Raw genomic sequence first — 25,960 nt, forward strand, 5'->3', positions numbered from 1 at the left:
GCGGAAATTATGCATGCAGGACCCAATGGTGTGTATTTTAATCGGCCCAACTGACCTCGGACTGGAAAATAGAACATAACTTTTCAATATTACCCCCTCAACCAAAGAAGAGGGGGTAATCAATTATCCGGCAATCAAGCTTTCAACGAACTTTTTAGACTCACAATCTTTCCATGATGAAACATTGGCAGAACGGTCTTCGTTCCTGTCTTTTGTCGCCAAAACGTTTTTATATTCAGCCGCAAGCATGTCGTAGAATTTTTGAAGCCACGTTGCTTCAGATGAGGTCTCATTTTCCCCCGATCCCTCATCCTTATGGTCTAGGATCATATATTCAAGATAATCGTTGTCTTCCTGTGGCGCGTCCCCATCAGACCATATCTTGATGTACCCTTTTTCGCCGGCTGTTTTTTTGTATCCGTTATCCCAACGGAACAGATTTAATGCGTTTTTCCCGGCATACCATTTAAACAAATCTGATACTGATCTGCCGCAAAAAATACACAAGATCTGGATAATGTAACCGATATGAAGAAGTTGAATGTAGTTTGCTTCTAGATCATGCTCAGCAGCATGTAATCCAGCCTTAGCAGCTTTAAGCACCATAAGATCTATAAACGAATTGATCGCCTCCTGCCGCCAGATGCGTTTCTGAACGTCAGGCAATTCATCCTGAATACGTCTCCTGACCAGATGCTCATTAACTGCCTTTTCAATCTCCTTCAGTTCACAAAGAAGATCGCTACCACTCTTCATCGCATCGAAAGTTGGAGAGAGATAAGGAACCCCTTTTTTGGTGCTTTCATAACGCACTTGCAAAATGGCACTGATCCAGAAGTGGAAGATGTCTACCACTTCCATAAATGCTCTATTGAAGTGAGGTGTGGAGTGCCCCCACCATTTCCAGCCAATGTGATCCTGCATCTCAATGGCTTCATTTTTGATCGCGCGCGACCAATTGTTGTCGTTCTCACACCAATTCCAAGGCTTTTTGTTCGCTCTGGCATTCAAGGCATTCTGAATAGGTCCAAATTTTTGCGTTGCCTGCAAAGCAAAATCCACGCAGCCAAACTCAACTGCGCTCAAGTCATACTTTGAATCTTCTATGCACATCACATCTATCCTTATTGATGATGAATTTAAAACTGCCTTCAAAGGCTAAAATTACACATAGCATGGTTAAACCCTTCTAAATATCCTTGGAAAAATATATTCTTTGATGCGTTAAGAGATGTTGGAAGATCAATATGGCTTTAAAATCACACCGTTGGGTAACCCTAGCTGCTATCGCATCGTTGATACTCACACCAATTACTCCCGAAATAGCCTTGGCAAGAGGAGGAGGTGGTGGGCACGGCGGCGGAGGTCACTCAGCCTCTGCTGGTCATTCTGCCTCGCATAGTGACGCAGAAGGAACATCTTCTTCATCCCATACTGCGACCGAAGGCGGCAAAGAAACATCTTCCAATATAAATAGTCATATGGTGACGCGAAGAAACTGGTTTCATTTCTTTAGCTGGAAGCGGCAGTCTCCTTCTGCACGTGGCGGAAGCCAATCCAATCCACCATCAAGCGCTTATCCAGATGAATGCTCCAAAGGTGCAGCAAATAAGGGGATAAATCCTCGTTGCCCTCAAAGCACTTGAATTGTCCGTGTCGGATACTCCAGCGTTTCAAACCAGAAACTCCCCTCTTAAATGAGAAAATTTAACATGCTTCGAATTAAAGCCTCATCAGAATACTGTATTCGCGTTAACGAGGACGAGAACTCATCAGTTAAAGCAGATATCGCAATCTCACTGCCTTACCGTTTCGAGGAAGGTGATGGCCACGCCTTAATCCACATGGTTGATGAACATGGGAATACACGTGGCATCATCGAGATTGATTTCCCCTCCCCCGGTTCAAACATGCGTAGTATTCTCTACGAGATTATGGATGCAACACGAGGGAAAATATCAGAAATGGTCTTCGACCTCTTCATGTTCTGTGACACTGAAAGTGCCTGGGCAGAACCTGACGCCAAAATTGAAGCCCCTACCCCTGACCTAATCACCATTTGCTGCACAAACGGAGCTTCCTTCAGCTTTCAAAAGCCTGCATAATACCAACTTTCCGCCCCCGACAGACTAAGATATCTCATGCCAGCTTTAGACATCGCTCAGATTATCAGCCAAGCAAAACTTGGTAGCACCCGAAAAGACGCACAAATCGATGCCTGCGAACCATTTGCCGCAGCCCTCTTCGACGTACTGTCTTCTGCTCATATCGACGCAACAGTCTGTACGGCGACCTTCCGCCTATCACACAGGAGATTACCGCTCTGGGCACACGCAGTCATTCAATCAGACGGAATTTTCTATGACAGTATGGGGGTATTTAATCATGACGTTGTCAGAAAAAGGCAGCGCATTCACAAGAACGTCCGAACGGAACTAAAACTCGAAAAAGACATCAGAGATTTCAACGAGAAAGAATGGTCGGAAATGCATAAATTTTACTATGAAGCGTTGTCGAAATCCCTCAATATGCAGATATCCAAAACAACCTCTCCATCTTAACATTAAGTTTTACTTCTCGCTCATAGGCACATCAGATGACATTACCTCGCTCGGAAAGCCGCAATAACTGGAAAAAATTCAATCACCTTGAGGCCAGCATTCGATCACGTGTGGGAAAATGGCCGGTATTCTACCGATCAGGAAGCATGGAAAAGATGTTTCCATCAAATAGCAAGCATCATTGAAGCAGGAACGCCCGCGCACATTCGTGACATTAAACACCGGGATTTTGACCCAACCCTTGACGAGGTGATTGAATCTTTCAAAGCAGGCCCCGACCCTTACCTTCCCAACGATTCCGAATCTCTGGAATTTCGTGAACAGTACGACATCATCATGCACAATTTCTACGCTTGGGCTGATGCACAGCGGTATTGGATCGTCCCCCTCAATCTTCTAAAGTCTAATCCCCCGACCTAATAGGCGGGGGATTACCCCAAAAAAACTATGAGAACCCTATTGTACGAGCGGCGATCTCAGCCGACTTGCGAGCTGTCTCACTTACTCCCTGAATGGTAAGTCTTACCTCTTCCCTCGCCTTTAATTGCTCAATCCTCTTAGCAATTTTAGGGAGAGCATCATTTCTTGCTACAATTCTCCACCTCAAATCATTCTGTGTAGATCCTCCGCTATTTGTATCTGCCAACACTATAAATGTAAGCAGATAGGCTTTGCCTCCTCTTCCCCACTCGGTCTCGGCAATAGCCTTGCAGCTCAATAAGCGCCTTGTGATTGAGTTTTTATTATCCATATCTCCTATAATTGGAGGCATTACACTCGGCATAATGTCTGGATTATCCGTCCAGTCTTCAATCAATTCCCGCGCTTCTTCCAATAAGGAGATATCCTCAACATCGGATAACCCGGTATCAAAAATACACTTGAATGCCATGGCCATGCTACCTGATAGATATCGCGTGACATCTTTCACGCCAATGATACCGTTATCTCTGTTGGTAGATCTTCTCTTAAACGTCACCAGCCTAACCTTCATTCTTTAACAATGACAAAAAATTGGCCCAGATGTTTCTGATGTTGTCTGATTACCTGTGGTAATGATTGCTCCCAGCCCACACCCTCACTGTCAAGGCTTATCCAATTCAGTGCTCTAAATAGGTTTAATCATGTGCACAAATGACTATTCCAACACTGAGTTCTCAAAAGAAGAAGTGGAGAAATGCGTGCAGGCCATGTCCAGGACTGCATGCATAGAGGCATTGGAATTGATCGCATCTGGGTTTGTGATTATTGAGCTAACCTCCGACCGTCGTGATGTCTATATCGACCGACTGCATGGTGTAGAGGTTAGAGATCCTGATAACCCGTGCCGTAAAATGCTCATGTCTGGTGCCTGGCCGCTATTCCGAGCTGGCATGATCAATCAATTCGGCACAGTCACTCCGGCAGGTATGAAGCTTTTAAAAGAACGGAAATGTATGCGATCGTGAGAATATTCATGGAAGCCGCCTGATATTCTTTGTCGACTGGTATATTACCCGCTCTGGAATGACCCACACTCTGGGTGGGCATCCTGCGCAATCCTTGGATTTCATTGGCATGATCGGCATTGCCTTGCCAACAAAACCTCTACGCCATAGCGTCAGCCATTCTGCAGCGGTAAGCCACGTGTCCAACACGGCATCCCCAAAACAAATGGAAAAATGGCGGGATGTTTCACACATCGACATGCTATGCGTTCTGGAGCGAAAGCAATCATAGCCCTGCCTTTCCAGGTCATTAATGCGGTTTGCACATATCCCATATCTTTCAAAAAAATCCGCATTCCGCTCCATGAAGGCTTCACTTCCATATCTAGCCTCAAAAAGCCTTTGGATAATTTTTGCTTTACTCATGATTCACTCATCCCACCAAGGAAGTTGAAACCAGATTTAATTTTAACTTTTCAATCAAGGCTTTGATCCCTGTGCCTTGCATGTTCATACTCTATATTAGACCAACATGGATCAATACTGCCCGACGGAAAGTCTTAGTTTTGCGCGTTGTTGTGAAAAAGATACTTTTCCCGAAGCTGGATGGACCTCCATCCGACGATCTTGAGAACTATATGTTCTTGGGGACCTTCGAGGATGAAAATGGATCGCTTACAACAGCGAAGTTCTTCGTACGGTCTGTTTCCCACGTTTCACCTGGGGGATGCTACGAAGTCGAGGGGGACTGGAAACGTACGGCTAAAGGTGAAGAGTTCAATTCCTGGTGCCTAATACCCAGTGTTCCTGACACTTTCGCATTGAGTTGCGTATATCTGAATGGTCTGTTCCCCCCCGAAATGTGCGGGACATCCGCACTTTCACGAAGACTCTCAGCTCTGACAAGAGAATATGGACCGGATGTTCTCGTAAGAGCTCTTGCCACACCGACAATCCTCACGCGACTTAGCGATCAGCCTGAGATATTCGCAGCCAATATACTTCGGCTGTGGGAAGCCGCCACCCGTGAAAGCCATATGGCGCTGATGATGCATCGCGCTGGCTTTACAACAGGCGATCTCGACATGGTCTGGAGGGGTTGCGCCTTCAAGGTGGCCGAAAGAATTGGTGGCGACCCATATCAGCTTGTTGCGATCCCTGGGATTGATGTGGCTAAAGCTGACATGCTTTTCCGCACCCTTGGAGGCAATCCTTATGACCCCAGAAGAATAGCGGGCATAATTCGTCGCTCTCTGATGGCAAGTGAAGGGCTCTCAGCCACCAATGATGATGGGGAGAAAATCGGATTTACTGCTCACGTTGAGTTCCCAGGATCAACCGCGGTGGATGTCACCGATATCCTGACCTCTGGCAAAGCCGAACCCCTCCGTGACGATCTAATAAGTGGAATAGATCCGAAAATCGGCATGCGTCTTGATGTGCTCCGTGACTTTCTTTCCAAGCCTCAGGAAGCATTAAAATTCGGCTTGCGGATCCGCAAGACCCGCGATGGCCGTACTCTTGTTGCTAGAGAACGTGTTTACCAAGCGGAAGTGCGAGTAGCACGAAATATAGCGCGTCTGCTTCAGGCCCCGCCACTAAAAGACAAGGCAACAGTTCAGGCGACGTGCAGGAACCTATTCAATCAACCAGACTTCCAAAGATTTGATGCCGTGCAGAGAACGGCAGTTGAAATGGCTTGCTATGAACGTTTCTGTGTAATTACAGGTGGGCCTGGCACCGGAAAATCAACCATTCTTGACGCAGTAATAGCCGCGCGAGTGGCAATGGGCACAGAAAAGCGCTCATTCCTGCTCGGCGCGCCCACTGCCACTGCAGCCCTGCGCATGACAGAGACGACTGGTCTAGATGCCGCTACAATTCAATCACTACTGAAATGCAAAGGCGAGAAGGCTGGAGGGGAACAATGGTTCGACTTCAACCGTAACAACCCTCTGCCATCTGGTTGCACTGTCTATGTTGATGAGGGGTCTATGGTTGACATATTCCTCTCAGATCATCTTTTGGATGCCATACCGACGGATGCAAGCCTTTTGATCCTCGGTGATGATGGCCAGTTGATGTCTGTTGGGCCAGGCGCATTTCTTGAGAACCTGTTGAACACCAGAACAATGGCAGGTGATCGGGTTGTTCCAGCTATCTGTCTTCAGAACACCTATCGCTCTAATCCGAAAAGCAATTTGGCCATTCAGGCTAAAGAAATAAGATATGGTGGCGTTCCTACCATCAATGGGGATTCCTCTGGTGGTACATCAATGCAATCAGTGGTGCCGGAAAAGATTAGCAACTTTATCGTTTATGCCATGTCTAACGTGATGCCGGCCTTGGGAATTCAAAACCCTCTGAAAGATGTCGCAGTTTTAGGCCCACAAAACCCCGGCGTTGGCGGTCTCTGGGAGATCAACAGCCAAATGTCCAGATATTTCAATCCCAATGGGGCGAAAATACCCGGACTTTCAGCCCCCAGGTTCGCAAAGGAAATGCCCGTTCCGCGAGTGGGTGACAGGGTCATGCGCCGAAAAAATGTTAAAGGTGACAAACTCTGTGTAAATGGAAGTAGAGGTTTCATTGAAGCCTACATACCTCCGTCACCTGCTGATCCTGACGCTAAAAAAGGCAAAATTAAAATCCGCTTCGATAACAACGAAGTCAGAACCGAAGATGTATCATGGGACTGGCATAAAAAGTTTGAACTGGCATATGCCCTCACTATTCATAAATCTCAGGGTCAACAGTATCAGTATGTTCTGATGGTTATTACGCCAGAACATGCGAACATGCTGGATAACTCTCTGGTGTACACTGGATGGACCCGCGCCAAAGAAGGGGTTGCTGTAGTCGGTAGCTTTGATGCTTTTGCAGGAGCTGTGCAGCGCAGCCGCATGAATACCAGACTGACTATGCTCCCCGATCTATTGTCGGAAATTCTCGTGCCGGGCATAGCAGATGAATTCAGATCTCGCTGGTATAAAAAGCCCCCCATGGATGATCTTCCAAGGCCCGGAGGGCGAGAAAAATGGTTCCAGACGAAATATGGGAATGCCAGCGGCCATAAGATCCGAACGATAGAGGGAATTAAGGTGGAGGCCCCTGCCAATGGGGTTCAGGCCGGTCTGCATGGAGGTTTCCCGTCGCCTCCTTCCCAACCGCACTCATCTGGCTCTGGCCCGACAACACCTACAGCTTCTGGCAGTCATCAGGCACCTCCAGTGAGATATGCTGTAAATCAACCTACAAGTTCTCCGCCACGGCCGATGTTTACAGGTGGTATTGGGTACAGACCAAATATCCCGGTATCTTCTGCTTTGCCAAACCCGCCTGCCACTCCTTCTTACGATAAGAAAGGAGTAATCAACCACGTCCAGGAAAACGCCCCTCCAAGGCAGCCCAATACGTCTCATCAGGATGCGACAAGTCCTACATATCCTAAGTCAAACTCTGCTGTACAACCCTCGCGAGCAGTTCCCCTGCAAGCTGTAGGCCTACAATCACCTAGAAGATTTGGTTGGTCCCCAACGATCCGCCAACCTGCTGCAGCCCCAGCCACATCGAACGCTCAGCCGACTGCCAGGTCCGCGGCACCAGATCATGTACCGGCGACTTCTAGACCTGCTCAGCCTCATAGACCTGTCAGACCTACAACTCATGTAGAAAGCCCCTCAGCTCGCCCAGTTCCTGCCTCTAGGCCCTCGCTTGGTTTTATCGGGTGGAGACCTAATATCCATCCGATAAAACAGACATGTCATGAGCCTCAGCCTGAAATGGATAGTGAAATGGGAATGGAAGATCAGCATTCTTCCTCCTATGAGGATGCGCCTTCACCATAAGCAACAGTCCTTATACTGACCTTCGAGCACCGGCATCTTATTGATTAGGAAGACCATAATGGCTTTCTGAGAAGATTATTTTATTGGCCATGTCTTATGTCCATTTCAAACCATGGATAGACAAAAAATAATAATTAGGCCTTGTCTAAAGATAAATTTGGCCTTAGTGATACGTCTGTCTTTAGAGATAACAAGATTCTAAACCTTCTTTATATCTCTGAGATATTGCTGTGGAGTGGAGCAGCCCGGTAGCTCGTTAGGCTCATAACCTAAAGGTCGGAGGTTCAAATCCTCCCTCCGCAACCAATGCGAAGTTGCTGATGAAGAGATCTTCTTGGAGCTCTCCTTTATCACCACTGAGCATGCCGAGGACGGAAGGTACTGCCGTGACAGCCGCGAGAGTGCGGAATGGGCCGCTCAGGAGTGTTGACTCATGGAGGCAAACCTGTGGCGGCCCATTTAGATAGAAGTCATGGTGGGGTATAGCCAAGCGGTAAGGCATCGGATTTTGATTCCGTGACCGGAGGTTCGAATCCTCCTACCCCAGCCATTCCTATCCATTGGTTGGCGCTGGTAGCTCAGTTGGTCAGAGCGGGCCGCTCATAACGGCTTGGTCGGGGGTTCAAGTCCCTCCCGGCGCACCAATCTTTCCTTTTTAAAAGGCCATCCATAGCCTCATATCCAGAAAAAGGCTTTTAAGCCTGTACGAAGACATTCTCTTCAATGGTTAATCCTGTTCCCTATCTAGATATGAATTGGCCTTTTGAAAGCGGCATTACATAAAAAACAAGCCTTTGCCGTTGATCTATTTTATCTAGCTGTCTATCAATAAGCCTTCAAATCTTGAATTGGTTTCATCTAGCAGAATGCTATTTCTCGCCATTCGTGATTTCTCCGTAGATCTTTGACAACAAAATAATGCTTTGGAACCAAACTCTTCCAGAAAGAGTCTTCCCCGCGTCTGCGGGGTATAACCGTGCTGAGTGTGGCGGCTGGGGTGGGATTCGAAGTCTTCCCCGCGTCTGCGGGGTTTAACCGGGAATGCACCCGGAGGACATTAAGGCCGCACTGTCTTCCCCGCGTCTGCGGGGTTTAACCGGCGTGGCACGACAAACGGGACGGAGGGCATCGGTCTTCCCCGCGTGTGCGGGGTTTAACCGCTATCACCGAAATGCTCGCCAATCCTGCTGTCGTATTCCCAGCGTCTGCGGGGGTTAACCGTCAAAATCCCGTCTGTATCGGATGGGGCGCGCGTCTTCCCCGCGCCTGCGGGGTTTAACCGCGGCAAGGCTTATGTGGAGGCTGGGGGATTCGTCTTCCCCGCGCGGGTGGGGGTTAACCGGCTGTTGCTGGAGGCGCCACAATCAACGACTGGTCTTCCCCGCGATTACGGGGTTTAACCGATGATTATTGGCTGGCTGTTTTTGTTCCATTATTCATCCCCCGCGTGCAGGCTTTAACCGTCGGTGCAGCACCAGCACGACCGCCGTAGGCCATCTTCCCCGCGTGTACGGGGTTTAACCGGTATCGACATAACTATCGAAGCAGAGGATTCAGTCTTCCCCCGTGTGATGGGCTTTACCGAAGCCTGGAGACGGCAAACAGCCAGTAAAATATCCTTAACCTGCATGTAGGGGTTTAACCGCTCCTTTAATAGGAGCCCCACGCTTTATACTTGTCTTCCCCGCGTGTGCGGGGGTTAACCGCAACAATTATGCTTTGCTGACAGAACATGGAAGTCTCCCCCTCCCGTGCGGGGATTAACCGTGAGGATCTGGGTAGATAGTTCGGAGCGACGTTCTTCCCCGCGCGAGGGGGTTTAACCGACGACAAAACAAGGATATGTGGCCATCTGTTGCGTCTTCCCCGCGCGTGCGAGGTTTAACCCAATTGCTTAGAGCATATTTGGCTGTTCTCGAAATCTTCCCCGCGTGTGCGGGGGTTAACCTGCTTGATTAACGTACCGGATGTCATTTTATCAGTCTTCCTCCCGTGCGGGGTTTAACCGGATAATCGAAGCGTTCCACAACCAAGAGAAACTTCTTCCCCGCGTGTGCGGGGTTTTGCCGAAAATATGACCGCCTCGTCGTTTTGATCATTGGTCTACCCCGCATGTGCGGGGTTTAACCGTTCAGTCTTTTCCGCAGAAAGAAGTCACCCCTGTCTTCCCCGCTTGGGCGGGGTTTGACCGGATTTCCTTTGCTCTAGTGCAAGGAAGCAGAAGGGGTCCCCAGGAATGGGGGTTAACCTGCTAGTGTTGTCTGGACAATTTTTTCCTCAAGATCTCCCCGTATGTGCGGGGGTTAACCATAAAAAGGGAAAATCGTTTGAACACGCAGAAGTTCTTCCCCTCGCCTGCGGGGTTTAACCCTTAGCGGAATGCGTGGACAATGCATTGTTCACGACTTCCCCCGTGTGTGGGGGATAGCCATTCAGAGCGAGAGGAATGTATTTCTGTTTCATCAACTTCCTCGCGTCTTCGGGGTTTAACCACTCCTGTCCGAATTCTGTTAGCATGCTGCGGCCTATTCCCCTCGTCTGCATGGGGTTAACAGTGATCAAAATCAAAGATAAATGTTAAAGGGAGGTCTTCCCCCGCTTGTCAGGGGTTTTACCTGAGGATGGCCCAAATCTTGAGCCAAGCACGCCGTATCCTCCTCTTGTTGGGGATCAACCGAAAACCTGATATCAAACTCTGATTAGCAATAAGTCTTCCCTGTGTATGCGGGGTTTAACCTTAAGACGATATCCTGATGTAACTTTAGATCCCATATTCCTCGCGTGTGCGGGGTTTAACCGGAGGTAATTGATCCAACTCTGATGATGTTAATGCCTTCCCCGCGTATGCAGGGTTAAGCCTCCGTTGTTCACATGACACAAAACAACACGGCCTTTTCCCCGCATGTTCGGGGGTTATCCGCGCCATTCTATGGAGGCAGGGTTCGCAATATCCTTCTCCCCGCGTATGCGGGGGTTAACCGTCACCACGATGACAGACCCTGTCTACTAAAAAGTCATCCCCGCCTGTGCGGGGATTGTCCAGGCTATGAAATCGCGAACCTAACTCCTTACTTTCTCCCCCTAAGAGGGGGAATGTACTGATCGATCACACATACAGAATGATACCTGTTCAAGCGGTGGTTAACTGGTCGCGGTCTTTATGAGAACTTTTTCCCCGTTTTTAACGTGGGGATCAAACACACTGTAAATTTATCACATTCCGCAATTATTCCCCTACCCATCATTAGGGGATCAGTCAGCAAGTGGATGTTTAAATCCGAATTCCCTTTTTTCGGGGATTATCCAGGTGAAGGCGGAGAAGTATAACGCGGAAAATGCCAGTTATTCGTCTCAATTGCTCAGAAAGTAAGTAATTCCTGAGATTGATTTCCGGTGATTCACATGCCGAATTCCGCGTAACCTAGGCATGTGGCATGTGATTACTATTCCCCTCTCTGAAGGGGATAACTCGCGCAGAAACGCAGCGTTGCATTCTTGTCTTCAAGTGCAATTTTGCTTCTGTCCCCACCAATACAAAGGGGATATACAGGCGGCAGTTTGGTGGAATTCAGCCTAACACAACACTCATATCCCTTAGCTCAGAAAGGGATGAAGCCCATGAAACCGTTCCAAAACAATCGTTCCCTTTGACATTCTCCCCTCTATGAATGACCGATCTTTGGTAAATTCGATAAATTAAGGGGATCACCCGGTTACCTGTATCATTATCGGGATTTCGGTTCCAAGGCCTAGTCCACGTGACATCGAAATATCGAAGCACAGGAACTTGTAGCTTGCCATACTTAATTATAGCGTCTTATCGATCTGACAAAATTGAGTTAATGCAAAAGGGAATTAGAGATGTCTGCAAGAAAAGTAAAAATGGAAATCCCATCGGCAATTTATAATGAAGATGGGGTTGATATAACAAATTGCAAAATACGAGAATTGCCTGACGATTTGCAAGTGAATGGGAACGCTATTATTTACTGCGATAGCAATGAATATCTAGAAAAACTCCCCACGAAAAGCAATGCTATATCTTTTTACATAAGTGGATCACCAAAAATTTCTGATTTTCCCTGCCTAACAATACCAGGAATGTTTATCGCCGATGATTGCAAAGGGTTAACCGCGATACCAGACAATCTTCAAGTCGGCAGTGATCTCATCATGCGGGCATGCAGAAATTTAAGATCAGTTGGTGATTGTATTACGATTGGGGCCAACCTGGATCTTGAGCAGTGCACAAATCTTGAAACTATTGGTGAAGGTCTTACGGTAAGAGGTGATTTGCGGTTAATGGGCTGCAATTCACTTACCTTACTGCCTTCTGATATATCGGTGGGTGGCACGATAGATCTGACAGGATGTAATGGCATTAATATTCCTGAAAATATCATAAGTAAATACGGCAATAGAATAACCCTACCGCACGAATACAACATTATAGATGAGATAAATAATTGCCCTACCCTCTCTTAATTAAGGCAGACAGTTGATTGTTTTAAAGGGGAGATGGCATTGCCATCCTCCCCTCTGAGCCCTGAAGGGCGAGGTTTTACTTTGAATTGAATAAAGAAAATCCCCTATTGAACCCAAAAACATAAAACTCTATGACCGACATATCAAAATCGCATTTGATCAAACGTCCAGGAAGAAGAATAGATGGAGCAACATCAGCATCTGAGCTCACTCAACTATTTTTACGGACGTGGCAATAAAATCCTCAAGATCGCCATCCCGTATGAGACATGTTGGCATCAAATTTGGCGCGGTAAAAAAATTAATATCGAACATGATATTGTAATAAATCTCATACATTCAAAAGGCGGCAGGATTCCAAAGGCATATCGTTCCCCATATGCCGATTTCACACGTGGCAGAAGGCAGCATTCCAGAATATTATTAGCAGGCAACCCACTTAAAAAAGGAAGCAGGTCGCCAGTGATCATCGTTCAGGATGATGATACTGCTATATTCGCTGATAAAACAGGAAGGTCGTTGACCCCAGAATTAGATTATTTTGGACAAATGTCCATTATTCATCATGAAATTGGCCATATATTACAATACTCACAAAGGTTAAGGCACCCTCTTTCCTTCACGAATGGAACAAACGCGATAGAGGAAGCAGCATGTGATATATTCTCCTTATCGCTGACACTGGCCATGACAAAGGACATTCAATCAGCAACAGCATATGCTGGAATCAGAAGTGACTATTTATTATTGAGACAATCAAGCGCTTTAGAATTTGAAATACGAGCCACACATTCACGTGCAAATTTTGAAAGGCGCTTCGCTGCAGGATTAACCCTTCTAGGATCTTTAGACTACCTATTCTGCGCTAACGCTATGGATTATGTTTTAGATGAATGGAGAAAATCTCCTTGGCCATGCGACATTGAGACTTCAACTCAAATGGCTATAAACTGGATCCGGGCTAAGAAAATCACACCAAACAAAACTAACAAACAAATTTTTAAACGTCTGATTGATATGCTTCCAGACATAAAAAAGGCTTCACCTCTAGTCAGAATATTTCTCGGAAAAATTTTAGATAAGCCTCCTAAATGTTTGCCAAAGACCGAACAGAAATAACATCCCCCTCCCTTGAAGGATGGCGCTTTGCTGCTCATTCGATAACTTTTTCAGACTTTGAAGACGGGGCAACCACTCATTGCATGAACATTCTTTTGTGCCTTGCATGAGAAAGCGGGAAATCGGGAAAAACTAATCTTTGGGAGCATCCGTTTCATGGCAATGGTTACGCTGGTTAAGACCGTCCTATTCGGTAATCGAGAAGAAGTGGAGAGTTATGCCTCTGCTCTAAACGAGATGCGCATTGGCATGATGGGCGAGAACGCTGCTCTTGAGCCCCATGAAGTTCCTGATGGGTATCATGTACAATCTGAAGGCGCTCTTTCCTACGAAAGCAAGCAATCGCTCATAACCACTGAGTTCCAGATGGCAGAAGAAGTTTCTAAGCTGTTTCCTGGGGTTGTGGCGAATGTTATGATAATCAATCAGGATATGTCTGAAGCGTACGGTCGGGTCATACAGGATGGAACTATATTCCCAGATGGCTCAACTAACCTGGAAGATGGCGAATTCCATCAAGTGTGGGGAGATGATTTCTCCGACACTCGCATCTTAGAGGAGCTTGAACATGGCGCTCAGGATGCTATTGATTTGGCCATCCATACCCCACGCGCAACATCTGAACCTGAGAATGTAACGCCTTAAAATCTAAAATCGTTTCTCGAAATCAGAATTAAATCTTGTATTTTAAACCTTAAGAACAAGATTTAATTCTTTCCGACATGTCAAAATGACATCTGGATCGTATTTCGGGAGGGCATCTATATGGGGACTGAGCCGGGAGTGGATTTCTGCGGAGGAGTAATATTTTTTCTAAATACTCATATAATTCATTTCATATGGCTTATTGCATTCATTGCAATTTGCTTTGTTTTATACGCTTCTTTTAAAATTAAAGAATTAGTTTTTGCTTGGCCTGTATTACATAAAATAAAAGACCGACCTATAATCTTTCTTATAGGACGTTTTTCTTATAGCGTTGGCTTCCTATATCTCAAAAATCTAAACATATATTTTCATAACTTCACAGATGGGAAATCTCATAAAATTTCACCTACTGAATTGCCGCTAAAATTCCTTCGGCTAATGACGACTGCAGACTTTCATGCAGACGAATTAGCCTATCTTCCCAGGCATCTAACTTTGCCTATTCAGCCTCACGAAGACAATCTTGCCTCACTATCTCAATTGGCCTTTGCTCAAAAAAATATCACCTAAATGAATTATGCAAGGCTCTCCTCGCCCTGCAGGGCGGGGAGAGTGTCAAACCCGTTTAAGCACTGAACTCTCGTTCAGGATGCTCCGAAGGAGCTACGGTATACTCACCTTCTGGCACAATAATAAATCCAGCATATTTTTGTAGAAGGTCTTGAGGGATTTCGATGCCTTCGCAACCTGTAAGTTCCAGAATTTCACCGAACCTGGTATCATTAGGGATGCTGCGCAATGAGATGCAGCCATCCAAATAAATCCCGCCTTCGACATCAAGACCTACGGGAAGCTCTGTAATACCCGTACAGCCACTGAGTATGAGTGTGCCAGGCAATTCAAAATTGTTAGGGAGGGATTTAAGAGAGGTACAACCTCTTGCATTGAGTCTTTGGCCCACTACTAGCCCTTCTGGCAGGGCTCTAAGGCCAGTACATCCGTCAATATTGAGATCTCTAACCACTTCCATATTTAGTGGCAGTTCAATTATTTCTGGTCGGTTAGAGAGATTGATATTCCCCTCCGCATCAAACGCTTCAGGATATAGAGTCAAAATATCCTGCATCGTTTTTAGCTGAACTTTTTGACTATTTGCCATTGTCTCATTCTCACCATAGAACAGGCTCCGCATGATCTGCATGACTTTTTCATTGTTGAGGTACTCCCCCCATTAAGGACGGAGCCTGCGCATGCATTCGTGATCACAAGAAAAATTGTCAGGAGGACCTTTTGAGCCCTCCTTGGTAAGGGAACTAGCCCTCGCCACTATGGTATATCAGGTTGATGGACTTGCCACAGGCATAGGCTCGGCGACTATTGAAATGCCATTATCGCACACGCGATAACCATCACCTCCAACGCAAAAACCAGAGGAATCTGAAAGTTCGTCCAGAACCAGATCCTTCAAATAGTCCGCATCGCATTTGGTCATAGCAGAAATATCAGAATGAATTTTTTCTGGAGGCAGACTGTCTGGGTCGACATCGACTGTCACCTCGGTAGAAGTGGTAAGACCCAGTTCCTCAGCAGGAACTCCATCTGTATCCCAATCGATATTCTCGACTTTAACTTTGACCTGCATTTTACCCTCATTTGACGTTTGTCGGCTTATTTGTGCAACCCAATTTACCCATTGAGCATGCAAGGAAGAACCGGTTTGACGTTCAGATGGGGAATTTAAACAACTATTAACTAAATCATCAGTCTATGCCAGGTCAGTCTGGCACCAAGTTCCCTGCCCTCTCTAAATTCCTGCGAACGCCTGTGAGTTAAATTGAGCGTAGCCTTCAATTGTTGCAGGACAAGTAGACCTAAAAACATTGAGAAGAGAATATCCTCTTCGGTAGAACCCGCCTTCTTCTGATCGCAGGGCCTATCTCGGTATAAATCATTCCTTTGTACATGAGTCGAGATAGTGTGAGGTTTATGACTTTCTTCGCACATGATTTTAACCTTTGATGGCCTTCGCCATTTGATTTTGTCTTAATTCTGAAAGAAATTTTGTATACATAAAGAGAGTTAATTTAAGGAATAAGGCAAGCCTAATTTTAGCAAGGCTATTTATCCGAAAACGCCTTGCCATCACTTGTTATATTATTTGCGGAACAATAAATACCATTATATAATCAAGGAATATTGAAACAAACAGCATATAAGGTCATGATTATGTCCTTCGATTCTTTCGACGATCAATACATTATTCCTGGGCTGGAAATGCAAGCTGGCATTGAACCTTCAGCACCGACCACAACCTACTTTGATGCTCCAGATATTGATCTTAACTCATATGACAACATTATCGTCTGCATGTCAGGAGGTAAGGATTCAATCGCCTGCCTTCTCCACATTATTGAAATGGGTGCCGATAAAAGCAAAATTGAATTGTGGCATCATGAAGTGGACGGCCGTGAGGGGAGTTCTCTCATGGACTGGAAATTCATGACTTCATACAACAAAGCCATTGCAGCAGCATTTAACCTTCCTCTCTATTTTTCTTGGTTAGAGGGCGGCTTTGAGGGTGAGATGCTCAAAAAAGACGCCTACAGCCGCCCTCACCTCATTGAAACGCCTGACGGCCTTATCAAGCTTGAAAGAGACAAAACCCGCGCCAAGCCTGCTACCAGACTGAAATTCCCTCAAGTATCTGCCAATCTTCAAACCCGTTGGTGTAGTTCTGCACTCAAAATTGATGTAGGTCGTCGCGCCCTTAACAATCAGGCACGATTCCATCATAAGAAAGTGCTTTTCATTACCGGTGAGCGGCGAGAAGAGAGTGCTAACCGCGCCAAATACAACCAACTTGAAAAACATACTTCCGATTGTCGTGATGGGCGCTACGGCCGACATGTCGATGCATGGAGGCCTGTGCTTTCATGGACTGAGGAGCAAGTCTGGGCCATTTTCGAGAGGAATAATGTTATCTCTCCGGTGCCTTACCGTCTTGGTTGGGGACGATCCTCCTGCATGAAATGCATTTTCAATGACGCCACTATCTGGGCTACAATTAACAAATATTTCCCTAGAGAACTCGATGCTCTAAACGAGTACGAATTATCATTTGGAACCACTATCAGCCGCAACAAAAAAAGCATTATGGAAATTGCGCAGTTTGGGGTGCCTATGGAAATTGACGATCTGGAAGCTCTCCAACAGGTTACGAAGAGAGAATATGATTTACCTGTATTTCTTGAGCCAGGCGCAGCATGGATTAGGCCGGCCGGTGCGTTCATCAAATCTTCCTGCGGCCCCAGCTAAACATCACGATCCTTATGATCCCACGAAGTTTCGAATATCGTGAAAAATGCCTTTGTCTTGGGAGATTGGATATATATTCTTAGGGTGGGTCTCCAGTCATTTGTCGGCCAAATCGAAGGCCCCCCGAAAGAACCATTACCAAGCCTTTAAAAATGAAGTGTAAGATCGTGTTTCCAGTCTGGCTTAAAGATTTGAGAAAAGAAGGATGCCTAGTAGGCATCAATCATTATGGGTGCGAAGAACTGATTGTTAAATCAAGTGACTTTTTCGAATACAATGAAAGCACCGACACCTTGTCAGTATTAAAAGATGGGGTAATTAATCTCATAGATCTGTCTGTTTTTACATCTCTAAGACACTTGAGCGAAGAAGAGAGTGTCCTGCTTGAAATTAGAATGTCTTGTGATGAAAAGTGCCACAAACAGAAGGTCATACTATCATGCTTTATCTTGGTGCCATTTTTCGCTCTCATCCAATCTTTGTATGATCATAAATTACACTTACTTCAAAAGTTTAATGCAATTTGGTATGGCGTAACCCCTCCAACCTTTCTTCTGCCACTTCCTGTGGTCTTTTGCTTGATCATGGCTTTGCTATGGATATTTGGCTTTACAATTCTTGAAATGATATCCGAAGCACAGGCAACAAGAATGATTCACAAGATCCAAAATGGTTAGTTATCGCCATTTCCGAAGGCTTATTTAAATTGCTGCACAATTTTATTAAGGCCTATTTACATCTTGCTGCATCTGACATAGACAAGCCATATCATTTTTTGACCGCCCTTAGCTCAGATGGATAGAGCAACAGCCTTCTAAGCTGTGGGTCGCTGGTTCGAATCCAGCAGGGCGGGCCACCTCATCTCTCTTAAGGTTATGGTGGATCATATACCGCCCCCATCAGCCTTTGGCTCTTTAGATTAGAGATACAGGCCGCCAGACTATCAATGTCCCCTCATACGCCTCAATTACCTGATGCCCTAACAGATTACGTGGCATTAGCATCGCAGATTAAAAAAACCATCGAATCTCCTGATCCTAAGATCCAAAGAAAGGAGTTCAATGCTTATCGGGACAAAGTCAGAGATATTGTATTCGATCATTGTCCGCCTTATGCGTCCCCTCCTCTAGTTTATTCAGACAGAGTCACAAAATCCCTGCGTTCAGTTACGAACTGGGTCTCTCTATTAACTGGATGTGATAAGGGGACAAAATCGCTTGTTTATTCCATGATTTCTTCTGCCACCGAATTGTGTGGCAACAGACGTGAATATCATAACTATCGCCACATGTTTGATGTGCTGCTCAATGCCGGGATGCTGACGGCTCTTTGGTTTGACAGTTTTGAGTGCAATGTGCCCCGGAATAATCGGAATAAAATATTCCTAGCAATGATCCTGGCTGCAGCATTTCATGACGTAGTGATGGAATACCATTCCCCAGCCGGCACATCTGAGAGAGAGTCTTCAAATGCCCTTCTCAAAGCCCATAAATGTTACGCCTTCAGAAATCACAATTCTGAAGGATCAAATTACCTACGTTATGAAGTGGAACTCGCATCCCGATTAATTCTCGGAACAGTTCCCTCTTTTAGAAAGAGTTTGAAGGGGTCTGTGGCCCGTTTGAATGAAGAGGCGATGAGGGCGAACCCATCTCAAGACCTTCTTCATGAGTGTCTAGCATGCAATCTCGGCGCCATATTGGCTGATGCAGATGTAATGGACTCTCTTTGTTACGCCTACCCTAAGGCCATAGGTCAGACTAATAGAGTGAGGCGAGAATTATGGTCTAATGGGATAGACGCCAACGTCACTCTAGAGGGTTTCTATACCACGTTGGTTCCAGATGGTTTTATATCTGTCCCAGGTCGGATCTTTCAGCCGATTTTCGCGCTCAACCTAAGCCGTTTTAAACCAAGTAGATAGTCAACTGGACTATAAGCTAGGCAATTCTGGTGGAGCACGCTTTCTAATTGGCTCCTCCTCTTCCTCTATGTCCAGCCTGCCCGCAGGCCTCACTAAAGAACTGTGAGGCAACTTTGGCGCCAAGCTCTTATCACTCCTTAGGTGCGGCTCCCTCAGTGTCCCTGACGACAGCAGTTGAAGTTGGCGTACCAATCGCCCTTAATGCAGCTAGAAATGCTTCCTCAGAATTCATGTTCCCTGAATATGACAACTTAACCAGCCTTTTTTGTTCAGGTGTTAGTTCGTCTTTGACAACGTATAGCACTCCGCCCCTCCCTTCTTCATGAACTGAAAATCCAACTTTCTATGCAGATTTTCTGGAACAAATTTTATCACGAATTTTATCACGAATGCTCTTTTCTGGAAAAATCATTTTCATATGGCTACCCTTCATGGGGGCTCATTTGCCACCACTATTGAGAGCAGAAACGGAAGCTTAAGGATAGATCATGGGGAGGCGCCACGCGCGTTCGCGAGGATTCAGACTATTCCAAGCATACGCCACTTTTTGCCTTCTATTTTGCTCGCACTCAGCACAAGCGTTGGGAGCTAAAAAAGATCACGTGACGTCAGAGGAACTCGCAGCTCAACAAGCTAATATTATTGATCAAAACTCTGTACAGATATTGCTGCAAACTGTCGCCAAATCGGCCTTTTTGGCTGGAGCAGAGTCCAAATGTAACATGCGCAAGGCTCTGACTATAAAGGGCTGCACCTCTCTTGTGATCGCACAATGGTCAACTATCACTGGAGTTAAAATCTCGCATCCTGATGACGCGACAAAACTAGCCACTTCAGTTTGGGAGAATGCTCTGGCTGATGGAGAGAATAAAATGTCCTCTTCAAACGGATGCCCAGATGTAGATGCTGAAGCAGAAAAATTAGACATCATTTCAATTTGTCAAAGTGCGAAAACGAACTCTGCTAATGGTCATCCATTTTATGGCGGAACACTAGAAACTCCCGGGACGCCATCGGATACATCCCCTGCTGGGAACCCTGCTGGTGGCGACCCAGGTAATCATGTGATCAGCGAGGAGATGTCAATCCAATAGCAGATGGCACCCCTTTTTTCTTGTGCAATGCAAACAAGAAAGCAAGGCTACTTGGGCCTTCCTCATAAATTACTCTTAACCGCGGAATAATCATGTATCATCAGAATAACAGTAAGCATAACAGTGGCTCTGATATACGTTTCCAAACTAGAAAGCGGTATAAGGGGACTTATTTCTCAAGATTGCGCAAATCAATCAGACGTCACTTCACCATCTTTATACACGCAACTTGCATTTCCTTAATCAACAAAATATGTTATAATTTTCAGGCTTTCAGGCTTTCAGGCTTTCAGGCTTTCAGGCTTTCAGGCTTTCAGGCTTTCAGGCTTTCAGGCTTTCAGGCTTTCAGGCTTTCAGGCTTTCAGGCTTTCAGGCTTTCAGGCTTTCAGGCTTTCAGGCTTTCAGGCTTTCAGGCTTTCAGGCTTTCAGGCTTTCAGGCTTTCAGGCTTTCAGGCTTTCAGGCTTTCAGGCTTTCAGGCTTTCAGGCTTTCAGGCTTTCAGGCTTTCAGGCTTTCAGGCTTTCAGGCTTTCAGGCTTTCAGGCTTTCAGGCTTTCAGGCTTTCAGGCTTTCAGGCTTTCAGGCTTTCAGGCTTTCAGGCTTTCAGGCTTTCAGGCTTTCAGGCTTTCAGGCTTTCAATCAATGAGAGATGAACGAGGATATACACCACTTCAGGTGAGTGGTGCCATCCTCGTGATGGCCCTGATGACGCCTGTGTTGGCCGATATGGCTAATATCCAGGTGAGAAAGATGAAAGACGCATCTGCGGCTGACCAGATGCAAGAGGTTTATGTCGCAGCCCAGAATTGGGTCAAGGATAATGCTAGCCAACTTGAAACATTAGTCGGTGATGCTGGTGGCGTCTATCAGTTGCCGGCCGGTCGCCAGAGCGAGAATGAAACTGCTCCAGCGGAGAGCCTCCAGGGCCAAGGCTACATGCCTGATGGGTTTGTGGATACGAACTCGTATAACCAGCACTCGGTAATGACGATCTGGCCAGATGCCAATAATCCATCTGGCTACGACATGATGGTCTATACAGTTGGTGGCAACACGATCCGAGATGGAGATATCAGTCGGATTGGGCAAAAACTGTCAGCCGCCGGAGGTGGCTACTTCAATAGCGCAACACCTAACAGGCCGTCTGGAACTGTAAGCGGGGTAGATGGTGGCTGGTCCTATCCGGTAGATAATCTTGGCGGGGATTACGGCACGCCTCAGCCTGGGCATATTGCCGCTTCGGGCCAGTTTACGATCAACGGAGGTCTGGCCGATTTTCTGTATCGAAATGACATCGGGATTCATGAAGCGAACACGATGCATACGAATATAGACATGACAGGGAACCGTCTGGATTCAACCGGCGAAATCAATGGTCGAAATCCTTCGACAGGTACAAATTCGAATGTTGCGGTAGGAAGTAAGTTGATTGGTCACAACTGGACGGATCCGAGCGATACGAAGGTGTATGTGGCCAACTCTCTTGGCGTTTGTGCACAGCAACCGGACCTTGAAGGATGTGGTGTAACAGTCAGTCCGGGAGCTGGAGGGTTTTACAAGAACGGTGATTGGCTTGCATTCAACGGAACCGTATCGGGAGCTGGTCTGCACGTAACTGGACCTGGTAATAATTTTCAGGTTGATGGCGGATCTCGACTGGTGGGGGAAATTACCGCAGAAACCGGACTGGACTTGATAAATGGAGGCCCGATTACATGGTCCAAAACAGCACCTGGTCTCGTTGTGTTGGGTGATACTGCTGTACGGAATAGTATCTTAAACTCACAACTACATATAATGGGCGCACCATTAGCGGTGGATGCAATGTCCTATTTGGACGGCAATGCCACTACTAGATATGTTTTCGATACTGATGACACAAACTACTATCTCCATCCTTCGGGACGCTCCCAACTTGCTTCGGCTCAGTTCTCTGGTCACATTGGGACCAATGGCTTAGATCCAGACTCAGGTTACCCTGCTTCTTGGGCTGATAAGGGTTTACATACCAGAGATGTCTATTCTGAAGGCACTATAGCGGCAGGTATAAACGGAAATATTGCTGCTTCATTAAGTGGTACCTCAGGCAATTTGTATGCCAGTGGCACATCGCAGCTCAATCAAACAGTAAATATCGGCACAGTTAACGGCTCAAATCCGCGAGCAAATCTGGCGCTAGAAAACGGCGATGTATGGGTGAATGACGGCAACATAGTTGTTAACCAATATGACAATGATGGAACTTACGAAGGTGGGGGAGGTTGGTTCCAGTCCGGCGTCACAATCGGGAAATCTCCATCAAATAATTACGGTCACTTTAGCGCTACATCGAGGGGTGCTGACCTATCAGTTTTTGGGAACCAATATTTAACGGGTGCTTTGGTTTTTTCATATGGGGTCGACAACCCGGACTTATTTGATGGTGAGTCCAACACGGCTACGGGTGGACATGTAGGCGTAGGGGACTGCACCGTGGAGACAACTGGTGTGGGATCATTAGTGACTGATTCAGATCACACCGGACTGTATTTTTGTTCTGCAGATCACCGTTATCATAAACTACAAACTGTTGATGGTTACGCTGGACAGAACGGATGGCCAGGGAACTAATTCTTTCAAACAGCAAACCGTAGTCGCAACATTCTAATGCGCGGGTGATCACTCTATTTAATGCGCATCCTTCAGATCTTTATTTATTGAGATAGGCATCTCTCCTCGTTACTTTTTAAGCATGACAATAGAGAATGCCGATCATAAAGACAGTGCCCCTTCTCCTCGACGGTTCACGATCTACATGGATCAGGACTGTCCAGAAGATGCGACTATAATTGAGTGCATAGAGAAGCTAGGTTCCGCTATTGGAATACAGGCGGTTATTCGCCGTGCCCTGATAATAGGCATGGAGGCATTGTCATCTGGTGCTGTAAATATCCTTAGCGATGATATTATTGCGGAGACATCGCAAGCCATATCCGAAATGAGAAAACGATCAAAATTATCTAGGCAAGCTCGGAAAGGTGAGCGACGAAACCATCGACGTCGAAGATCTCCTGCGGACGTTTTCGATGATTTGAGAGGGCAAAAAGAAGAAAGAAATAAGCCCACTTCGTCCGAAGAAAATTCGACCATATTTCTTCTCCCCCCCCCGAAAGAGAAGCCGGAAGAAAAAAAAGGCCCTCCGGCCGAACACCTCAATACTCAAGATACTTGCTCATCCCAAACCGGGTCAGTTGAAAAGCCTGATGAGGCAGAAATCACAGAACCTGAAGAAAAATTAGATCCAAGCATAGATAATACTCCATCTGATGACTTGGAATCTGGACATGACAAAACAGCACCTGTGGAAGAGACTGTGGAAGAGAATGGAGAAGGTTCGTCTGTGGCTCCAAACACAGGCAATACCGGATCTAACCCTACCGATATCCTTCCTAAAAACCCTCCCCCACAACTCCATGTTCCGTCCATAGCAAATGGGGCATCTGAAACTCCATCTCCTTCAGCCCCCCCCATTCCTTCACCAGAACAGGATTATGAAGGAAAAGGTGAAATCAATTCCCCTTTAATCTCCCAGCCCAGCGACATTGATCAAAAACCATCAATGGGATCAATCACTGACATACCCATTCTGAGTAATGGTGAGAGTTCACCGCATCAGCAAGAACTCAATGCTAAAACGATCACCTCTCCTCAAAGCTATTCTTCCAATGGAAAAGACATTCCTGATGTCAATCCTAAGGAGAAAAGGCCTTTCGGATACTCTCCTGATATCGAGAGCATTCTAAGGGAACATTCAGTCTCCTTATCCTCTGCTTCTCATACTGAGATCGCACATCCGCCATCTGGCGCCAAAGACGAAACACAACAAGGCTTGTGACTAATTTTGAGCGATTGGCCTTTGAGACCAATTGTCCCCGCACACAAGGATTAACAGCATGGCTTTTTTAGAAGCACCAGTTGAATCTTCAGATATAAGACTCTTGAAGTTGCTGCCTCTTGTAATTCTATCCTGTGCTCTCGTATTAGTCTTTCCTGAGTTTGCTATGGCTGAATCCACACTTGGCGGTGCGATAGGCCACTTCGGGGGGAATATTAACGGCCCATTCTGGAAGCTGTTAATGGTCGCATCCCTCTTGTCTGGTCTTGGGTGCATATACAAAGGCCTTAAGCTTCTTATCATGGTGGCAGATGGGAGGTCGCATCATGTCATTAGCTACGCCCCTCCAACTGGCATGCTTATTGCTGGAGCTCTTCTCGTAGCAATACCTGATACTATGAATTATGGGATTGCTTCGTTCTTTGGATATGTCACAGGTTACCATGGATCAACATATGACACCTTTGGCAATCCGTCAGACTGTATTAGCTCAACTACAGCTTTAACTTGTGCAGCAAAAAACGTCAGAACAAATATTGTACCCGTATTTATTCAGGTTTCTTTCGTACTGATGTTTCTAGTCGGTGGCTGGTATCTTTATACAATTATCCTAAGTGCTGCTCATGAAGTTGGAAGTGGGCGCCCCCTGTCGAGAAACCTGGCCTTCAGAGGGCTTGTCGCTTTCCTTATGATGAATATGTCAGCACTTATGGCTTTCGGCCTTGCAAGCCTTGGAAGCTCAGACAACCCGCTAACCAATACAGGATTTAATGGTGATTCTGATATGTTATCATATACTGGATCATCAAATATTAGCATTGTACAGAACTATTCTGAACTTATTGGATATACCTTTGCAATCCTGGCCATGTTCGGTGTCGCTGCATTCTGGAAAGGTCTTTTTATCCTGAAAGATGTTGCCGATGGCAATGCTCGTACTGGCCCAGGGACAGCTTTTATGCACATGATATTTGGCGCAGGCCTAACCTCTATTAAATGGCTTGGAGGAATTGCGACTATGTCTATTTTTGGTAGAAATCTCTTCAGCTAACTCTGCATCAGATGCTCCTGCGAGCCATCCTAGAGATTAGAGAGAAAATCAAAAATAGACGTTCGCCTGCAAGCTAACTCTTAAGTTCACTGTCATCACCTCCGGGAAACCAATTCGCGAGGAATAAGATGTCGAAACACCGATTTTAATTCGTTATCCTATTATCAAATTGCACTCCCCCAAAGATCATAATGACCTCTGGAAGTGCTTCTGAGCGCTGATTGCTAATTCTGTAGGAGAACAAGATGACTGATCATAAGCTGTCAGAGGTTGATAAACTGCAGGCCGAATTGGAAGCACAAGAGAAAAGAACTGCTGAACTCAAGAAACAACTGGCCGAAGCCCATAGAGAGCGTGCCTGCAATATCGGCGAAGCACTTCTTGATCTGGCGGAGGGGCATGATCGTTGGAAATTGATCGTTGGAGAAATTGCGTCTCGTCATATGAAACCCCGGAAGTCCGCAGCTTTTAAAAAAGAAGCATCTCTCTTTGAGGATCATGCCCAAAGAGAGAGAGAGAAGAAAAAAGACGCATCCCAGGACCATTCAGTGCCCGGATCACTTTAACTCGATCATTTTTTTTATCCAAAACCATCTTCTGCAACGCGCCGTAAAAC

The 25,960-nt window shown here is 46.1% G+C and carries 23 protein-coding genes and 4 tRNA genes; 22 read left to right on the plus strand and 5 right to left on the minus strand.

The genetic code is table 11. The features are described 5' to 3' along the window. Positions 1–123: 123 nt before the first annotated feature. Positions 124–1,113 (minus strand): dUTP diphosphatase, encoded by a 990-nt coding sequence (locus tag FCN51_RS01685; RefSeq protein WP_160255888.1) that lies wholly within the window; start codon positions 1,111–1,113, stop codon positions 124–126. A 599-nt stretch (positions 1,114–1,712) separates the two neighbouring features. Here FCN51_RS01685 and FCN51_RS01690 point away from each other — a divergent pair. The 3 genes from FCN51_RS01690 to FCN51_RS01700 all read left to right on the plus strand — a co-directional run bounded on the left by FCN51_RS01690 (position 1,713) and on the right by FCN51_RS01700 (position 2,981). Continuing rightward, positions 1,713–2,105, plus strand: coding sequence for a hypothetical protein (locus FCN51_RS01690; RefSeq protein WP_160255890.1), 393 nt, complete (start codon positions 1,713–1,715; stop codon positions 2,103–2,105). Positions 2,106–2,141: 36 nt separating this feature from the next. Further along, complete coding sequence (locus FCN51_RS01695; RefSeq protein ID WP_160255891.1) at positions 2,142–2,561, plus strand: hypothetical protein; 420 nt, start codon at positions 2,142–2,144, stop codon at positions 2,559–2,561. Between the two features lie 108 nt (positions 2,562–2,669). Beyond that, positions 2,670–2,981 (plus strand): hypothetical protein, encoded by a 312-nt coding sequence (locus FCN51_RS01700; RefSeq protein ID WP_309402362.1) that lies wholly within the window; start codon positions 2,670–2,672, stop codon positions 2,979–2,981. Positions 2,982–3,006: 25 nt separating this feature from the next. On the opposite strand, the gene FCN51_RS01705 is transcribed toward FCN51_RS01700, so the two are convergent. Continuing rightward, entirely contained in the window at positions 3,007–3,459 is a 453-nt protein-coding gene (locus FCN51_RS01705) for a hypothetical protein (RefSeq protein ID WP_160255892.1), read from the minus strand. 226 nt (positions 3,460–3,685) lie between these two features. Between FCN51_RS01705 and FCN51_RS01710 the strand changes: the two genes are divergently transcribed. Then, positions 3,686–4,009 carry a hypothetical protein gene (locus tag FCN51_RS01710; protein WP_099541154.1) on the plus strand — a complete coding sequence of 108 codons (324 nt, stop codon included), beginning with the start codon at positions 3,686–3,688 and terminating at the stop codon, positions 4,007–4,009. 6 nt (positions 4,010–4,015) lie between these two features. Here FCN51_RS01710 and FCN51_RS01715 read toward each other — a convergent pair whose 3' ends face one another. Then, positions 4,016–4,414 (minus strand): hypothetical protein, encoded by a 399-nt coding sequence (locus tag FCN51_RS01715; RefSeq protein ID WP_160255893.1) that lies wholly within the window; start codon positions 4,412–4,414, stop codon positions 4,016–4,018. Positions 4,415–4,554: 140 nt separating this feature from the next. Between FCN51_RS01715 and FCN51_RS01720 the strand changes: the two genes are divergently transcribed. The 8 genes from FCN51_RS01720 to FCN51_RS01755 all read left to right on the plus strand — a co-directional run bounded on the left by FCN51_RS01720 (position 4,555) and on the right by FCN51_RS01755 (position 14,658). Then, entirely contained in the window at positions 4,555–7,836 is a 3,282-nt protein-coding gene (locus FCN51_RS01720) for an AAA family ATPase (RefSeq protein ID WP_160255894.1), read from the plus strand. Positions 7,837–8,065: 229 nt separating this feature from the next. After that, positions 8,066–8,142, plus strand: a tRNA-Met gene (locus FCN51_RS01725). A 170-nt stretch (positions 8,143–8,312) separates the two neighbouring features. Further along, a tRNA-Gln gene (locus FCN51_RS01730) sits at positions 8,313–8,386 on the plus strand. A 17-nt stretch (positions 8,387–8,403) separates the two neighbouring features. Next, positions 8,404–8,480 (plus strand) — tRNA-Ile (locus tag FCN51_RS01735). A 3,217-nt stretch (positions 8,481–11,697) separates the two neighbouring features. Next, positions 11,698–12,321, plus strand: a complete 624-nt coding sequence (locus tag FCN51_RS01740) for a hypothetical protein (RefSeq protein WP_160255895.1) — start codon at positions 11,698–11,700, stop codon at positions 12,319–12,321. Positions 12,322–12,504: 183 nt separating this feature from the next. Further along, positions 12,505–13,440, plus strand: coding sequence for a hypothetical protein (locus FCN51_RS01745; RefSeq protein ID WP_099541150.1), 936 nt, complete (start codon positions 12,505–12,507; stop codon positions 13,438–13,440). 156 nt (positions 13,441–13,596) lie between these two features. Further along, positions 13,597–14,085 (plus strand): hypothetical protein, encoded by a 489-nt coding sequence (locus FCN51_RS01750; protein WP_160255896.1) that lies wholly within the window; start codon positions 13,597–13,599, stop codon positions 14,083–14,085. 120 nt (positions 14,086–14,205) lie between these two features. Beyond that, entirely contained in the window at positions 14,206–14,658 is a 453-nt protein-coding gene (locus FCN51_RS01755; protein ID WP_160255897.1) for a hypothetical protein, read from the plus strand. Between the two features lie 55 nt (positions 14,659–14,713). On the opposite strand, the gene FCN51_RS01760 is transcribed toward FCN51_RS01755, so the two are convergent. Then, complete coding sequence (locus tag FCN51_RS01760) at positions 14,714–15,289, minus strand: hypothetical protein (RefSeq protein WP_160255898.1); 576 nt, start codon at positions 15,287–15,289, stop codon at positions 14,714–14,716. A gap of 135 nt (positions 15,290–15,424) precedes the next feature. Then, complete coding sequence (locus FCN51_RS01765) at positions 15,425–15,730, minus strand: hypothetical protein (protein WP_160255899.1); 306 nt, start codon at positions 15,728–15,730, stop codon at positions 15,425–15,427. Positions 15,731–16,314: 584 nt separating this feature from the next. Here FCN51_RS01765 and FCN51_RS01770 point away from each other — a divergent pair. The 10 genes from FCN51_RS01770 to FCN51_RS01815 all read left to right on the plus strand — a co-directional run bounded on the left by FCN51_RS01770 (position 16,315) and on the right by FCN51_RS01815 (position 25,910). Continuing rightward, positions 16,315–17,403, plus strand: a complete 1,089-nt coding sequence (locus tag FCN51_RS01770; RefSeq protein WP_160256142.1) for a phosphoadenosine phosphosulfate reductase domain-containing protein — start codon at positions 16,315–16,317, stop codon at positions 17,401–17,403. A gap of 167 nt (positions 17,404–17,570) precedes the next feature. Continuing rightward, on the plus strand, positions 17,571–18,080 hold the full coding sequence (locus tag FCN51_RS01775; protein ID WP_160255900.1) for a hypothetical protein: 510 nt from the start codon (positions 17,571–17,573) through the stop codon (positions 18,078–18,080). Positions 18,081–18,182: 102 nt separating this feature from the next. Then, positions 18,183–18,259: transfer RNA gene (locus FCN51_RS01780), tRNA-Arg, on the plus strand. A 90-nt stretch (positions 18,260–18,349) separates the two neighbouring features. Then, complete coding sequence (locus tag FCN51_RS01785) at positions 18,350–19,327, plus strand: HD domain-containing protein (protein ID WP_160255901.1); 978 nt, start codon at positions 18,350–18,352, stop codon at positions 19,325–19,327. A gap of 602 nt (positions 19,328–19,929) precedes the next feature. Beyond that, positions 19,930–20,421: a hypothetical protein gene (locus FCN51_RS01790; RefSeq protein ID WP_160255902.1), complete on the plus strand. Its 492-nt coding sequence runs from the start codon at positions 19,930–19,932 to the stop codon at positions 20,419–20,421. A gap of 182 nt (positions 20,422–20,603) precedes the next feature. After that, entirely contained in the window at positions 20,604–21,065 is a 462-nt protein-coding gene (locus tag FCN51_RS01795) for a hypothetical protein (protein WP_160255903.1), read from the plus strand. Then, positions 21,062–23,029 carry a shufflon system plasmid conjugative transfer pilus tip adhesin PilV gene (gene pilV, locus FCN51_RS01800; RefSeq protein WP_160255904.1) on the plus strand — a complete coding sequence of 656 codons (1,968 nt, stop codon included), beginning with the start codon at positions 21,062–21,064 and terminating at the stop codon, positions 23,027–23,029. Before FCN51_RS01795 ends, pilV begins: the two co-directional genes overlap by 4 nt. Before the next feature lie 184 nt (positions 23,030–23,213). After that, positions 23,214–24,293 (plus strand): hypothetical protein, encoded by a 1,080-nt coding sequence (locus FCN51_RS01805; protein WP_160255905.1) that lies wholly within the window; start codon positions 23,214–23,216, stop codon positions 24,291–24,293. A 58-nt stretch (positions 24,294–24,351) separates the two neighbouring features. After that, positions 24,352–25,344 carry a hypothetical protein gene (locus FCN51_RS01810; protein WP_160255906.1) on the plus strand — a complete coding sequence of 331 codons (993 nt, stop codon included), beginning with the start codon at positions 24,352–24,354 and terminating at the stop codon, positions 25,342–25,344. Between the two features lie 245 nt (positions 25,345–25,589). Further along, positions 25,590–25,910 (plus strand): hypothetical protein, encoded by a 321-nt coding sequence (locus FCN51_RS01815; RefSeq protein ID WP_124296380.1) that lies wholly within the window; start codon positions 25,590–25,592, stop codon positions 25,908–25,910. Positions 25,911–25,960: the final 50 nt, after the last annotated feature.

It is taken from the genome of Acetobacter pasteurianus (assembly GCF_009914215.2).
In the GTDB taxonomy this organism is placed as follows: Bacteria; Pseudomonadota; Alphaproteobacteria; order Acetobacterales; family Acetobacteraceae; genus Acetobacter; species Acetobacter pasteurianus.

Bases quoted from the DNA above. Each gene is read 5' to 3' on its own strand.
- FCN51_RS01750 (WP_160255896.1), top strand. From the start codon at position 13,597: ATGGCAATGGTTACGCTGGTTAAGACCGTCCTATTCGGTAATCGAGAA.
- FCN51_RS01710 (WP_099541154.1), top strand. From the start codon at position 3,686: ATGTGCACAAATGACTATTCCAACACTGAGTTCTCAAAAGAAGAAGTG.
- FCN51_RS01755 (WP_160255897.1), top strand. From the start codon at position 14,206: ATGGGGACTGAGCCGGGAGTGGATTTCTGCGGAGGAGTAATATTTTTT.
- FCN51_RS01695 (WP_160255891.1), top strand. From the start codon at position 2,142: ATGCCAGCTTTAGACATCGCTCAGATTATCAGCCAAGCAAAACTTGGT.
- FCN51_RS01745 (WP_099541150.1), top strand. From the start codon at position 12,505: ATGGAGCAACATCAGCATCTGAGCTCACTCAACTATTTTTACGGACGT.
- FCN51_RS01685 (WP_160255888.1), bottom strand. From the start codon at position 1,113: ATGTGCATAGAAGATTCAAAGTATGACTTGAGCGCAGTTGAGTTTGGC.
- FCN51_RS01740 (WP_160255895.1), top strand. From the start codon at position 11,698: ATGTCTGCAAGAAAAGTAAAAATGGAAATCCCATCGGCAATTTATAAT.
- FCN51_RS01815 (WP_124296380.1), top strand. From the start codon at position 25,590: ATGACTGATCATAAGCTGTCAGAGGTTGATAAACTGCAGGCCGAATTG.
- FCN51_RS01785 (WP_160255901.1), top strand. From the start codon at position 18,350: ATGTCCCCTCATACGCCTCAATTACCTGATGCCCTAACAGATTACGTG.
- FCN51_RS01805 (WP_160255905.1), top strand. From the start codon at position 23,214: ATGGATCAGGACTGTCCAGAAGATGCGACTATAATTGAGTGCATAGAG.
- FCN51_RS01760 (WP_160255898.1), bottom strand. From the start codon at position 15,289: ATGCAGATCATGCGGAGCCTGTTCTATGGTGAGAATGAGACAATGGCA.
- FCN51_RS01705 (WP_160255892.1), bottom strand. From the start codon at position 3,459: ATGGCCATGGCATTCAAGTGTATTTTTGATACCGGGTTATCCGATGTT.
- FCN51_RS01715 (WP_160255893.1), bottom strand. From the start codon at position 4,414: ATGAGTAAAGCAAAAATTATCCAAAGGCTTTTTGAGGCTAGATATGGA.
- FCN51_RS01690 (WP_160255890.1), top strand. From the start codon at position 1,713: ATGCTTCGAATTAAAGCCTCATCAGAATACTGTATTCGCGTTAACGAG.
- FCN51_RS01765 (WP_160255899.1), bottom strand. From the start codon at position 15,730: ATGCAGGTCAAAGTTAAAGTCGAGAATATCGATTGGGATACAGATGGA.
- pilV (WP_160255904.1), top strand. From the start codon at position 21,062: ATGAGAGATGAACGAGGATATACACCACTTCAGGTGAGTGGTGCCATC.
- FCN51_RS01770 (WP_160256142.1), top strand. From the start codon at position 16,315: ATGTCCTTCGATTCTTTCGACGATCAATACATTATTCCTGGGCTGGAA.
- FCN51_RS01810 (WP_160255906.1), top strand. From the start codon at position 24,352: ATGGCTTTTTTAGAAGCACCAGTTGAATCTTCAGATATAAGACTCTTG.